The organism is Nocardioides aestuarii, from assembly GCF_039527245.1.
Lineage (GTDB): Bacteria > Actinomycetota > Actinomycetes > Propionibacteriales > Nocardioidaceae > Nocardioides > Nocardioides aestuarii.
Map to the genome: position 1 here is coordinate 371,777 of NZ_BAAAJT010000003.1, position 12,597 is coordinate 384,373.

11 protein-coding genes are annotated in these 12,597 nt (G+C 71.3%); 8 read left to right on the plus strand and 3 right to left on the minus strand.

Annotated features, from left to right (window positions below; genetic code table 11):
- Position 1: 1 nt before the first annotated feature.
- Positions 2 to 949, minus strand: a complete 948-nt coding sequence (locus tag ABD091_RS19370) for an alpha/beta hydrolase (protein WP_343921678.1) — start codon at positions 947 to 949, stop codon at positions 2 to 4.
- A gap of 193 nt (positions 950 to 1,142) precedes the next feature.
- Here ABD091_RS19370 and ABD091_RS19375 point away from each other — a divergent pair, with 193 nt between their 5' ends.
- From ABD091_RS19375 to ABD091_RS19385, 3 genes are all read left to right on the plus strand, one after another.
- The gene (locus tag ABD091_RS19375; protein WP_343921679.1) at positions 1,143 to 2,300 is read left to right on the plus strand and encodes a hypothetical protein; all 1,158 of its coding nucleotides are present in this window, start codon (positions 1,143 to 1,145) and stop codon (positions 2,298 to 2,300) included.
- Between the two features lie 278 nt (positions 2,301 to 2,578).
- Positions 2,579 to 5,521, plus strand: a complete 2,943-nt coding sequence (locus tag ABD091_RS19380) for a hypothetical protein (RefSeq protein ID WP_343921680.1) — start codon at positions 2,579 to 2,581, stop codon at positions 5,519 to 5,521.
- Between the two features lie 272 nt (positions 5,522 to 5,793).
- Positions 5,794 to 7,089 (plus strand): hypothetical protein, encoded by a 1,296-nt coding sequence (locus tag ABD091_RS19385; protein ID WP_343921681.1) that lies wholly within the window; start codon positions 5,794 to 5,796, stop codon positions 7,087 to 7,089.
- Between the two features lie 285 nt (positions 7,090 to 7,374).
- On the opposite strand, the gene ABD091_RS19390 is transcribed toward ABD091_RS19385, so the two are convergent.
- On the minus strand, positions 7,375 to 7,893 hold the full coding sequence (locus tag ABD091_RS19390; protein WP_343921682.1) for a CAP domain-containing protein: 519 nt from the start codon (positions 7,891 to 7,893) through the stop codon (positions 7,375 to 7,377).
- 276 nt (positions 7,894 to 8,169) lie between these two features.
- Here ABD091_RS19390 and ABD091_RS19395 point away from each other — a divergent pair, with 276 nt between their 5' ends.
- The gene (locus ABD091_RS19395; RefSeq protein ID WP_343921683.1) at positions 8,170 to 8,835 is read left to right on the plus strand and encodes a class F sortase; all 666 of its coding nucleotides are present in this window, start codon (positions 8,170 to 8,172) and stop codon (positions 8,833 to 8,835) included.
- Positions 8,836 to 8,908: 73 nt separating this feature from the next.
- Here the strand turns inward: ABD091_RS19395 and ABD091_RS19400 are convergent, their stop codons facing one another.
- The gene (locus ABD091_RS19400; protein WP_343921684.1) at positions 8,909 to 9,448 is read right to left on the minus strand and encodes a YbhB/YbcL family Raf kinase inhibitor-like protein; all 540 of its coding nucleotides are present in this window, start codon (positions 9,446 to 9,448) and stop codon (positions 8,909 to 8,911) included.
- Between the two features lie 44 nt (positions 9,449 to 9,492).
- On the opposite strand from ABD091_RS19400, the gene cobA reads away from it, so the two are divergent.
- From cobA to ABD091_RS19420, 4 genes are all read left to right on the plus strand, one after another.
- On the plus strand, positions 9,493 to 10,713 hold the full coding sequence (gene cobA, locus ABD091_RS19405) for a uroporphyrinogen-III C-methyltransferase (RefSeq protein WP_343921685.1): 1,221 nt from the start codon (positions 9,493 to 9,495) through the stop codon (positions 10,711 to 10,713).
- Positions 10,713 to 11,516 (plus strand): TrmH family RNA methyltransferase, encoded by an 804-nt coding sequence (locus tag ABD091_RS19410; protein WP_343921686.1) that lies wholly within the window; start codon positions 10,713 to 10,715, stop codon positions 11,514 to 11,516. Before cobA ends, ABD091_RS19410 begins: the two co-directional genes overlap by 1 nt.
- Positions 11,517 to 11,580: 64 nt before the next feature.
- Positions 11,581 to 11,931 carry a hypothetical protein gene (locus tag ABD091_RS19415; RefSeq protein WP_343921687.1) on the plus strand — a complete coding sequence of 117 codons (351 nt, stop codon included), beginning with the start codon at positions 11,581 to 11,583 and terminating at the stop codon, positions 11,929 to 11,931.
- A gap of 20 nt (positions 11,932 to 11,951) precedes the next feature.
- A complete protein-coding gene (locus ABD091_RS19420; protein WP_343921688.1) occupies positions 11,952 to 12,554 on the plus strand; it encodes a hypothetical protein in 603 nt (200 codons plus the stop codon).
- Positions 12,555 to 12,597 lie beyond the last annotated feature (43 nt).

Consider the following 12,597-nt stretch of genomic DNA (forward strand, 5'->3'; position numbering starts at 1 on the left):
ATCAGCCGTCGACGTAGGCCGTGACCCAGCGGTCCAGCTCGTCGTAGACCTGTTCGCGCGGGCCCGGGAGGGAGAGGGTGACGTCGTGGCGTGCGCCCGGGATCGCCACGTAGGTCACGTGCCTGCCCAGAGAGGCGGACCAGCGACGGATCTGCTCGACATCGAGGACGACGTCGTTCTGGTGGACGTCGTCGCCCATCTCCTGGGGATAGGCGGTGGTCGCCGACGACAGGACCAGGACGGGACACCCGACGTCGAGTCCGCGCTGCAGCCGCGCGTGCCCCCGGCGGACGGCGCGGAGCCAGCCGGCGAAGACCGGGAAGGAGGCGATCGGCTTGAGCTCGGTGTCGAACTCCCACTCGCCCTCGTGCTCGTGGTGGAGGCTGCGTGCGTAGTGGCCGTCGACGCGGCGCGGCACGGTGCGGTAGGGCGTTCGTCGTCCGACGCGCTTGACGACCACGGTGCCGACCGTGCGCAGCAGGGTGCTGCCCTGCATGTCGAGCCAAGGTGCGTTGAGGACCATCGCCGCCAACGCGGGCCGTCGGGCGTCGGCCCAGAGCGAGCAGGTGAGACCGCCGGTGGAGTGGGCGCTGAGGACGACGTGGTCGTGGCCGTCCCGCTCGGTGATCCGGTGCCACGCCGAGTCGAGGTCAGGGAAGTAGTCGGTGAGCTCGCGGGCGAAGTGGGGCGACTGGTGGGGGAGCAGCGAGCGTCCGCACTTGCGGAGGTCGAGGGCGTAGAAGTCGTAGCCGCGGGCCAGCCACCACTCGGCGTAGGCGGTCTGGAAGAAGTAGTCGGCGAACCCGTGCACGTGGAGCACCGCGCGTCGCCCGGGTCCCTCGCCGGCGAGGCGTCGGACCAGGGTGGCGACGACCGGACCCTCGTCGTCCGGCGGGAAGTGGATCGTCTCGGCGGTCCAGGGTTCGCCCAGCACGTCTGTCGTGGCCACGACCAGATCGTAGGGGTCGAGGGTGGATGACAGGTGCAGCTTGACGACGGCAAAGAATCGTGGGCGAGGTTTCGTCCCGCGTCACCCCGGGAAGGCTGCGCTCGTTCAGTGAACGGGCGTCCGTCCGGACGCCCTCGACCATCGACACACCAACGCGGACCGGCTGGGGGGCTGGTCCTGGGGGGAATCACACATGCACACGCTCTACGCGTGGGCGCGCGCAAGCATGCTCGCCCTCGCCATCCTTCTCATGGGCTCGGTCTTCGTCCCGAGCCCCGCCTCTGCCCACCAGGGCAACATCACGGCGGTCGCCGAGTGCCAGCCCGACGGCACCTACCTCGTCACCTACACGCTCTCGTGGTCGAGCGTGCCGGAAGCCGCGTTCGGCACCCGGCTGCTCACCCGCGAGGACACCGACGGCACCTTCGACTCCGGCTGGGAGTCGAACCCCGGTGGCTACCAGTGGACGGACCGGGGGGCCATCACCACGGCCCAGGGCTCGACCTCCTGGACCGACACGATCCCCGGCACGACCCTCGGGGCCGGCCAGTGGGAGTACGCCTGGCTGAACTGGACCAACGGCAACACCGGCAACCGCTTCCACGACACCCGGGTCGAGGACCTCGGTGGCGACTGCGCCGACACGACCCAGCCCGAGCCGGTCACCGTCAACGCCGAGTTCGGCGACAACGTCTGCGTCGACGACGTCTACACCGAGCCCACGCTCGATGCCCCGGAGTACGCCGGGACGACGCGCGAGGTGGCCGGTGAGGTCGCTCCGGGCAGCACGGTGACGGTCACCTACACCGCCCAGGACGGCTACGTGATCGAGGGACCGAGCTCCTTCACCCACGACTACCCGGCGACCCCTGCCTCGCAGTCCGACTGCGACGAGCAGAACCCGCCCGAGCCGGTGGTGCGCGACGCCTCGCGCACGCGCACGGACTGCACCGGCGTCGAGACCCGCGAGTGGGAGGTGGTCCGTGAGTACATCTGGCAGGACGGCGAGTGGGTGCTCGGCGAGCCCGAGGTCCGCAACGACACCGGCTGGGTTCAGGTGCGGAGGCTGACCGCCGCCGAGCGCGAGCAGCTCGGCTGCGACGAGGTCAAGGGCGAGGAGGAGACCTCGCCGCCCAAGGGCAACGACGCGGTCGAGGTCGCGCCGACCCAGCAGACGGCACCCCCGGCACCGTCGGTGCCGGTGGCCGTCGACGCCGGCCTGGGCGAGACCTCGCTCGCCACCTCGGTCGCCCCCGGCGGCCAGGGCTGGCTCTTCCCGCTGCTCGGTGGCGTGATCGTCCTCGGCCTCGCCGCCTTCTCGCGGCTGAAGGCGCTGGGCGAGCAGGCCTGACGCAGCGTCGCTGACCCAGGAGGGGTGGTCCCGGTGGACCACCCCTCCTGCACGTCCGGGTGACCGTGAGGTGTCAGCGATCCCCAGATCGGTAACAACGTCTAGACCGTTCGTCCACAGTCACTCCACGCCCGTCCCAAGCGCCAGAAGTGGGTCGGTGAACACCCGTACGTTTCGAGCCGTGCACCCGTGGGGGGTGCAGTCGGTCCGTCGGGCCGACCAGTGGGCATCAGTGGGGCAATGGCTGGGGAGCCGTCCTGCTGGGGGGAAGGAACCTCATGCACGTCACTCTCGCGCGCTTTCGCACCATGCTGATGGCGCTCCTCGTCGTGATGACCGGCATGGTCGTCCTGGCTGGGCCCGCCTCGGCACACCAGGGCACCATCTCCGTGTCGTCCAAGACGTGCGTCACCGGCAGCAGCGTCCAGGTCACCTACAAGGTCACCTGGGCCAACGTGCCGGCGAACGCACAGGACACGCACATCTACAGCAAGACCGGCACCACGACCTTCAACAGCGCGTGGGACGACTCCAAGGCCGCCGCCGCCGGGTGGGCCACCACCGACCGCGGCGCCGTCGGCTCCGCGTCGGGCGAGCGCAGCTGGACGGTGACCCTGAACAAGTCACAGTTCGGCGGCACGGGCTCGGCCAACGGCCCCTGGGAGTACGCCTACTTCCCGTGGACGAACGGCACGACGTCCTCGATGTACCACGACACCCGCGTCGAGGGCATGGACTGGAACGCGTGCGTCTCGATCCCCGAGGACTTCTACATCTGCCACGCGACGGGCAACGCCACGTCGCCCGAGGGCGTGACCAACTGGGTGACCAACTGGCCCTCGGACTCCGGCCAGGTCAGCGGCCACGTCGGCGCCGGACACCAGAACGGCCTCGACATCATCCCGCCGGTCCCCGGCCTGCTGCCGAACGGGCAGAACTGGACGGCCTACGGGCAGAACGTCCACAGCCTCGGCTGCCAGGTGCCGGTGTCGGTCAACGTGACCTTCACCGACCAGTCCTGCCAGGGCACCACCTACGTGCCCCCGGCCATGAACGCCCCGACCGTGGAGGGCACGACCAAGCAGGTCACCGGCTCGGTCGCCCCCGGCCAGAGCGTCACCGTCACCTACTCCGCGAAGAACGGCTACGGGATCATCGGTCAGAGCAGCTTCAGCCACACCTTCCTGGCGCTGCCCAGCTCGGCCGCCTACTGCGACCGCCCGACCGACCAGGTCGTCCACGACTCGAAGGAGGGCTGCAGCCTCGTCCAGTACGGCGACTTCCAGCCCGGCATCATCCGCCGCACCGGCGTGCGCGAGTACGTCTGGAACGCCAACCAGAACCAGTGGGTCCTCGAGGCCGAGAGCGGCATCAGCTGGAACGCCTGGACCCAGGCGACCGGTGACGTCTACAGCAACCAGCAGTACTTCTCCACGTGTGCGCCCGCACAGCCCGAGCCGGTCAAGGTCGACGACACCAAGGACGGCTGCGACCTCTCGCAGTACGGCGAGTTCGACGCCGGCGTGATCCGTCGCAGCGGCGTCCGTGAGTACGTCTGGAACCTCCAGGCCCGCGCTTGGGAGCTCGAGCCGGCCTCCGGCATCGCGTGGGGTCCCTGGACCCAGACCGCCGGTGACGTCTACACCGACACGGAGTACTTCGAGGAGTGCGCGCCCGGCCAGCCCGAGCCCAAGCCCGTCACCGACACCGAGCAGGGCTGTGACCTGTCGGCCTACGGCGACTTCGAGGCCGGGGTGATCGGTCGCACCGGCGAGCAGGAGTACGTCTGGAACGCGACCAGCCGCGCCTGGGAGCTCGAGCCGGCCGCCGCCATCGCGTGGAACCCGTGGACGCAGGCCGCGGGTGACGCCTGGGACGACAGCGAGTACTTCGCGGAGTGCGCCCCCGACCAGCCGCAGCCGGAGCCGGTGAGCGACGCCAAGGACGGCTGCGACCTCTCCTACTACGGCGACTTCGACGCCGGCGTGATCCGTCGCACCGGACTCCAGGACTACGTGTGGGACGCCGCGAGCCGAGACTGGGTCCTCGAGGACACCTCGCTGATCTCGTGGAACGCGTGGACCCAGTCCGCGGACGACGTCTACACCGACGCCGAGTACTTCACCGAGTGCGCCCCGGAGCAGCCGAAGGACAAGTCGACCCATCAGGACAAGGACGGCTGCGACCTCTCCTACTACGGCGACTTCCAGCCCGGCGCCATCGAGCGTGACGGCGTGCAGGCCTACCTGTGGAACGCCGCGACCCGCCAGTGGGAGCTCGGCCAGGTGGCGTGGGGTCCGTGGACCCAGGCGTCGAGCTACTCCGACGAGGAGTACCAGCAGCTGTGTGCGCCGGGTCAGCCCGATGCCGAGCCGCTGAGCGACTCTGCCGAGGGTTGTGACCTGTCGCAGTACGGCGACTTCGAGGCCGGTGTGATCGGTCGGACCGGCGAGCAGCCCTACGTGTGGGACCTCGTGGACCGCCAGTGGGAGCTCGGCGACGAGATCTGGGGCGACTGGTCGCAGACCTCGTCCTACACCGACGAGGAGTTCTACGAGCTGTGTGCGCCGGGTCAGCCCGATGCCGAGCCGCTGAGCGACTCTGCCGAGGGTTGTGACCTGTCGCAGTACGGCGACTTCGAGGCCGGTGTGATCGGTCGGACCGGCGAGCAGCCCTACGTGTGGGACCTCGTGGACCGCCAGTGGGAGCTCGGCGACGAGATCTGGGGCGACTGGTCGCAGACCTCGTCCTACACCGACGAGGAGTTCTACGAGCTCTGCGCGACCGGGCAGCCCGAGCCGATCGTCCGTGAGGTCGCCGGGGTGCAGGCCTCCTGCCGCATCGGCGGGGTCACCACCTGGGTCGACACCTACACCACGCCCTACGTCTGGAACTCCGAGACCCGGGCCTGGGAGCTCGGCGAGGAGACCGGCCCGGTCCGCTCCGACGAGCAGTTCACCCAGTACACCGACGCCCAGCTGGCGCGGCTGTGCACCGAGGTGAAGGGCGAGCAGGAGGAGCCGATGCAGAACGAGCAGCCCGGGATCGAGGTCAAGGGTGAGCAGGCCGCGGTCCCGACCGAGGTGGCCGCCGGCGAGTCGGGTCTCGCAGGCCCGCTCGGTGTGGTCCACCGCAACCCGCTCTGGCTGCTGGCCATCGGTGGGGGACTGGGCCTGATCGGTTTCGCCGGCAGCCGTCGGCGGAAGGTGGCGGACCGGTAGCCCACGACCGGACGCCCGGGTGAGCCGGTAGCCCACGACCGGCTCACCACAGGGGCGGTCACCGCGACAGCGGTGGCCGCCCCTGTCTGTGCTCCCGGCCGGAACCCACAGGGTCCAGACAGGAAGTCAACGAAGTGCCAACGGCTCCTGCTCGCGCGATCGTCATCGCCTGGTTCGGGCCTAGGTTCGCGGCGTGGGCGGCACCATCCGGGGTGCGTTCGGGCGCCCTCGACAGCGCGACCTGGGGGGTCGTGCGGGGGGGTTGTGAGCACATGAGGAAGAAGAAGCGCACGCGCGGGCCAGCCCACTGGCTGGCGGCGGCCGTCGGGCTCTGGGTGATGGCGCTCGGTCTGGTCGTCGGAGGAATGACCACGTCAGCCTCAGCGGCCGAGACCTGCCCGAAGGCGAACGGCTGGACCAAGTACGACAGCCCCAGCGGGAGCGCCAGCGGGACCTGGGGCAGCGCGAGCTGGGCCAACGGTGACACCGCCGTGGACTACACGGTCAACGCAGGGTGGACCCTGCAGATCTGCATCAAGGCGGCCACCGAGACCCACTTCTCGGGCCAGATCCCGGGTGCCGCCCACGGCAGCTTCTCCACGGGAGACAAGCATGCGATCAGCCACGTCTCGCTGAAGTGGACGGAGTCGGGGGGCGAGCAGCCCGACGAGATCCCACTGCCCGAGCCGGAGGTGCTCGACCCGTGCGGGGCCTACAACGCCGAGTGGGTCGTCCCCGAGGACACCGAGACGCTCGACTGGACGCTGCGCGACGACAAGCACCTGGTGGTCGAGATCCTGACGCCGGACACGGTCTTCGCCGAGACGGGTGAGACCACCCACGACTACGGGAAGGCCAAGGAGACCAACAAGGAGGAGTGCGACTCCACCGTCGAGGTCCCGCTGCCCGAGCCCGAGGTCCTCGACCCCTGCAACCCGGGCAACGCCCAGTGGATCCTCCCCGAGGACACGGACGTGTTCGGCTGGGAGCTGCTCGAGGACGGCACCCTCCAGGTGTCGATCCTGACCGAGGACACGGTCTTCGCGGAGACCGGCGAGACGACCCACAACTTCGGCCAGGCGCCCGAGACCAACATCGAGGAGTGCGAGGTCGCAGGTCAGCAGCTCGAGATCCCGGCCGCTCCGGGGGTGAAGGACCCGTGCGACTCCGGGAACGCCCGGTGGATCGTCCCGGCCGACACCGACGAGCTCACCTGGACGCTCGAGGAGGACGGTGACCTCGTCGTCGAGATCACCGTTCCCGACACGGTGTTCTCGGGGACCCAGGACACGACTTACAACTTCGGTCCGGTCGTCGAGACGAACACCGACGCCTGCGTGAAGGGTGAGCAGGAGACCAAGCCCGACCAGGAGCAGCCGACTGTGGAGGTCAAGGGCCAGCAGGCCACCGTGCCCTCGGCGGTCGATGCCGGACTTCCCGGAGCCGACGCGGTCGGCGGCTCCGGCGCGGCCGGCCTGCTCTACGCGGCAGCAGCGGGCCTGCTCCTCCTGGGGCTGACCTGCTTCGGCCGGTGGGTGGGTAGCTTCGGAACGGCGGCGCGCCGGTAGCCCACGACCGGTAACGCGCCGCGGCGGGCCGGACCCTCATCCGGCTCGCCCGTGGGAGCGGTGGTGACGGCGTCGTCCGAACCATCGCTCCCACGACACGCCGTCGGGACACAGCAACGCGGCACATCGGTGGCACCCACTGGCACCGATGCGCCGCGCTGCTGCCCGGAGGCATCGACCCTCAGGTCATCAGACGACGTGCGGGGGCAAGCTGGCAGCCCACCACCGGCTTGCCCCAGAGGGTGACCCGTGGTGCACCACGGTGGCCCTCCTGCACGTCGCTGTTCAGGAGGCGTCGCCGAAGTTCAGGACGCCGATGGTGCGGCCCTGGCTGTCGACGCGGACGCCGACGCCGGCCCACCGAGCACGGGGCTTCATGATGACCGCGCGGTGGCTGGGGGAGTTGAGCCAGGCCCGGACCGCGACCTTCGGCGTCAGGCCGATGCCGCGGACGAGGGTCTCGCCGGTCCACGAGAGGTCGCAGCTGTTGATGACCTTCATCTGGTCGCGGTGCACGAACGAGCCGGTCCGCTTGATCCGCTGGGCCCAGCTCTCCGACTTGCCGTCGACGCACGACTCGAAGAGCCGCACGCGCTTGAGGTCGTGGCGAGCGCGGACATGGTTGATCTTCACCAGGATCCGGTTCTCGAACTCGTCGAGGTTCTGCAGGGGGTCGACGTCGGGGTCGGCACTGGGGGCCAGCCACGTCTTCGCCGTGGCCGGTGCCGCGAACAGAGCGGTCGAGCCCGCGACGATCGCGATCGAGAGGACTGTCGCCGAGAAGAGGCGGAGGAGGTGACGCATGGGGGGCTCCGTGGGGGGCGTGGCCACCGGGGGGACGGCCTGTGGGCTACGACCGCTGGGTGGGCGGCCGGGGTGTGGTGGTCGAGGGGGGATCGGCCACCGCGTTTCCGGGACCCGGTGGGGGACCGGGCCGGTGTTGCTTTCGTAACGTCCGAGAGCGACATCCACAGTTTGGTAACAGAGCCCGGGTCGCAGCAATAGTCACAACGGACCATTTCGGCTGTAGTACTCCGATCCCCGACCCGTGGATTTCGGTCATGTCCGATACTGGTGCGCATGGCGGTCGACGGCGTACGACGGGGTGTCGGGTGGGTCACCTGGCTCCTGCTCGCCGCCGGCCTCACCCTCGTCGTCATCGGCGGCGTCGCGTTCCTCGCCCAACGGGAGAGTGCCCCGAACGCCGGTACCGCGACCGCGGTCGAGCCCTCTGCCGACCAGACGACGCCGACCCGGCAGGACGTGGTCGCCGCTCCGGACCTCCCGCGGGAGCACCGGGTCGACACCGAGCCCGGCGCGCCTGAGCGTCTGGTGGTCCCGGCCCTCTCCGTCAACGCCCCCGTCGTCCCGATCGGCGCCCCGGGAGGCGTCCTGACGCCTCCCGCCGACCCCCAGGTGCTGGGGTGGTGGGCAGACGGCGCGCGCCCGGGAGCCGCGCGGGGCTCGGCCCTGGTGACCGGCCACACCGTCCACACCGGGGGCGGGGCGATGGACGACCTCGAGCAGCTCGGCCGTGGCGACCGCGTCTGGATGACCACGGACTCCGGCCGGATCGGCTACTCGGTCCGTCGCGTGGCGGTGCTCGGGAAGGGCGAGCTGGCCGAGCGCGCCCAGGAGGTCTTCGACCAGTCGGTCCCCGGCCGGCTCGTCCTCATCACCTGCGAGGACTGGAACGGCACGGAGTACCTCAGCAACGTGGTCGTCACGGCCGTGCCGGTCGCCTGACGACGGTGTGACGGAGCACTCCCGGTGGGTGTGGCCGGCCGTCCCGCGACAGGACGACCGGCCTGGTGCGACCTCAGTGCTGGTAGGTGCCGTGCACGATCGCCCGTCCCAGCGTCTTGAACGCGAGGTTGAAGCTCATCACGGCGTTGGAGGCGTCGGCGTCGATGCCGAGCGTCTCCTCGCCCACCGCGTGGACGACGAAGTAGTAGCGGTGGGGCTGGTCGTTCGGCGGCGGTGCGGCGCCCATGAAGCCGGCCTGGCCGCCGTCGTTGCGCAGCATGAAGGCGCTGCCGGGGAGGCCGGCGCCCGGAGCTCCTGCGCCGGCGTCGAGGGAGGTCACGTCGGCCGGCAGGTCGACCAGCGCCCAGTGCCAGAACCCGCTCGGCGTGGGTGCGTCGGGGTCGAAGCAGGTGACCACGAAGGACTTCGTGCCTTCGGGGGCCCCGGACCACGAGAGCTGGGGGGAGGTGTTGCCCGCGTCGGCCACCTGGTCGTCCTTCAGCGGCTGGCCGTCGATGACGTCGTCGCTCGTGACCTCGAAGGAGGGGCGCGGCGGCAGGAGGTCGTAGGGGTTCGGAGAGACCGGGCGTTCGATCGTCGTGTCCACACTCATGCCCTCGACACTACCCAGCGACCACCTCGGGGAGAATGGCTGCGATGAGCAGCGACCACCCTCCCTATCCCGTCGGCCTCCGGCTGGCCGGTCGTCGCGTCGTCGTGGTCGGCGGGGGCCACGTGGCCCAGCGACGGGTGCCCGCACTGGTGGCGTCGGGAGCCGACGTCGTCGTGGTCTCGCCCGTCATGACCCCGGCGCTGGAGGGCATGGCCGGCGAGGTCACCCTCGTGCAGCGACGCTTCGACGACGGGGACCTCGAGGACGCGTGGTACGTCGTCGCCGCCACCGACGACCCCGAGGTCAACGCCGCCGTCCTGGCCGGGGCCGAGGCGCGGCGTACGTTCTGCGTACGCGCCGACGACGCCAGCGAGGCGAGCGCCTGGACGGCGGCGTCCGGACGTCACGGCCGGATGACCGTGGCGGTCCTCGGCAACCGGGAGCCGCGCCAGTCCGCGGCGCTGCGTGACGACATCCTCGAGGCACTCGCGGACGGGCGACTCTCGACCGCGGGCGCGCTCGACCGCTCGCCCGGCGTCGTCCTCGTCGGCGGGGGACCGGGCGATCCGGAGCTGGTCACGGTGGCCGCCCGCCACGCGCTGGCGTCCGCGGACGTCGTGGTGGCCGACCGGCTGGCCCCCCGCGAGCTCCTCGACGAGCTCGGCAGCGACGTCGAGCTGATCGACGTCGCGAAGCTCCCGCGAGGGCGGTCGGCGCTCCAGGAGGAGATCAACAGGGTGGTCGTCGACCGGGCCCTCGCCGGCAAGCGGGTCGTGCGGTTCAAGGGCGGCGACTCCTTCGTGTTCGGCCGGGGCTACGAGGAGGTGCTCGCGTGCCGCGAGGCGGGGGTGCCCGTCACGGTGGTGCCGGGCGTCTCGAGCCCGCTCGCCGTCCCCGGCGTCGCCGGCATCCCGGTGACCCACCGGGGGGTCGCCCACTCGTTCACGGTCGTCAGCGGCCACCTGCCGCCGGGCCACCCCCAGTCTCTCGTGGACTGGGGTGCGGCAGCCCGCGTCGGGGGGACTCTCGTGCTGATGATGGCGGTCGAGAACGCGCCGGCCATCGCGGCCGAGCTCGTGGCCCACGGCCGGGGGGCGGCGACGCCGGTCGCCGTGGTCTGCGACGGGACCATGCCCACCGAGCGGACCGTGCTGGCGACCCTGGGGACGCTGGCGGACCGGCTCGTCGAGCACGACGTACGACCGCCGGCGATCATCGTCGTCGGCGAGGTCGTGGCCGTCGCCCACCCGGCGGCGGACGGCTGATGGCCACCCTGCTCGAGCTCGACGACCCGGCCGACCCGCGGCTGCGCGACTACCGCGACCTGCGTGACGTCGAGCTGCGCAAGAGCCTCGAGGGCGAGGAGGGACTCTTCCTCGCCGAGGGTGAGAAGGTCGTCCGCCGGGCTCTCGAGGCCGGCTTCACCGCTCGCTCGTTCCTCATGGCGCCCCGGTGGCTCGACGGGCTGGCCGACCTGCTCGATCGCTCGGCGGCACCGTGCTTCGTGCTCCCGGAGGCGCTCATCGAGCAGGTGACCGGCTTCCACGTCCACCGCGGCGCCCTGGCCTCGCTCCACCGACGGCCGCTGCCCGGGGTCGACGAGGTGCTCGACAGGGCCCGGTCGGTCCTCGTGCTCGAGGACGTGGTCGACCACACCAACGTCGGCGCGATCTTCCGCTGCGGGGCGGCCCTCGGCTTCGACGCCGTGCTGCTCGCGCCCCGGTGTGCCGACCCGCTCTACCGCCGCGCGGTCAAGGTCGCGATGGGCACGGTGTTCAGCGTCCCGTGGACGCGGCTCCCCGACTGGTACGACGCGCTGCCGGACCTGTCGTCCCGGGGGTTCACCACCGTGGCCCTGACCCTGGCCGACGACGCCAGGCCGGTCGAGGAGGCGGTCGCCGGCCTCGACCGCGTCGCGCTCGTCCTCGGCTCGGAGGGGCACGGGCTGTCGAGTCGTTGGGAGCAGTCCGCCGATCGGCGCGCGGTGATCCCCATGGCGGCCGGGGTCGACTCGCTCAACGTCGCGGCCGCCACCGCGGTGGCCTGCTACGTCGCCTCGCGCCGCTAGGAACCCACCCCGGCGCCCCCACGTCCCACCCCTGCCAGGCCCACCTATCGGGAGGAGAGCCCCAGTGAAGAACCTCGTGACCACGACGATCCTCGTCGCCACCCTCACCGCGTGCGGCGGTCAGGAGCGGGCCGAGGACCCCGGAGCGTCGGCGTCGGACGTGCCTGCGGACGCGCGACCGGCCGTCGACGACCTGGTGGCCGAGCTCGACGTCGACCTCGCGGCCGTCGAGTCGGTCGCGGTCGAGGAGGTCACCTGGAACGACGGCAGCCTCGGCTGTGCCTCTGACGGTGACATGTACACCCAGGCGACGGTCGAGGGGCAGCGCATCACGATGACGGTCGACGGCCAGGACTACGAGTACCACCAGGGTGGCGACCGCGCGCCGTTCCTCTGCGAGGACCCCACCGAGTAGGTCGCCGCTAGGGTCGCGACGTGACCCGTGAACCCGCCGACTCGCCCTACCACCGCCTGCTCCCCGTCGGTCAGGTCGTCGACGCCCGTCCGCTCGTCGACGACCCGATGTCGAGCTTCGAGGCGGTGACGCTGCGCGAGCTGGCGCCGATGCTCGTGCCGGAGGAACCGCGGGCGGGGGAGGAGGACCGGGCCGCGTGCGGCCACTGCCGCCCGTCCGACCACACCATCTGGCAGGACGACGACTGGCAGGTGCGGGCGGGGTTCACCCGCATGGGCATCCCCTACGTGGGCGGCATCGCCCCGCGCGAGCACGTGCGTCTCGAGGACGCGCCCGTCGAGCTGCTCGCCGGCTTGGGCCCGCTCATGCAGCGGGTGAGCGCGGCGGTGAAGTCGATCCCCGGAGTGGCGCGCTGCCACTTCGCGCGCTGGGGCGACGGGTCGGAGCACTTCCACCTGTGGGCGCTGGCACGCCCTGCCGGGATGATGCAGGGGCGCGGCGCGATGCTCGCGTTCTGGGACGACGTGCTGCCCCCGCTCCCCGACGACCTTCAGGCCGAGCACCTGCGGATCGTCGCGGAGTCACTCGCCTCGCGCGGGGGGACCGCCTTTCCACCCCTCTGAGCGTGGCGGCGGTCGAGCCCGTCGACCTAGCGTCGGGGGATGA

Coding starts and splice junctions, on each gene's coding strand:
- ABD091_RS19375 (WP_343921679.1), top strand. CDS start 1,143: ATGCACACGCTCTACGCGTGGGCGCGCGCAAGCATGCTCGCCCTCGCC.
- ABD091_RS19380 (WP_343921680.1), top strand. CDS start 2,579: ATGCACGTCACTCTCGCGCGCTTTCGCACCATGCTGATGGCGCTCCTC.
- ABD091_RS19385 (WP_343921681.1), top strand. CDS start 5,794: ATGAGGAAGAAGAAGCGCACGCGCGGGCCAGCCCACTGGCTGGCGGCG.
- ABD091_RS19390 (WP_343921682.1), bottom strand. CDS start 7,893: ATGCGTCACCTCCTCCGCCTCTTCTCGGCGACAGTCCTCTCGATCGCG.
- ABD091_RS19395 (WP_343921683.1), top strand. CDS start 8,170: ATGGCGGTCGACGGCGTACGACGGGGTGTCGGGTGGGTCACCTGGCTC.
- ABD091_RS19400 (WP_343921684.1), bottom strand. CDS start 9,448: ATGAGTGTGGACACGACGATCGAACGCCCGGTCTCTCCGAACCCCTAC.
- cobA (WP_343921685.1), top strand. CDS start 9,493: ATGAGCAGCGACCACCCTCCCTATCCCGTCGGCCTCCGGCTGGCCGGT.
- ABD091_RS19410 (WP_343921686.1), top strand. CDS start 10,713: ATGGCCACCCTGCTCGAGCTCGACGACCCGGCCGACCCGCGGCTGCGC.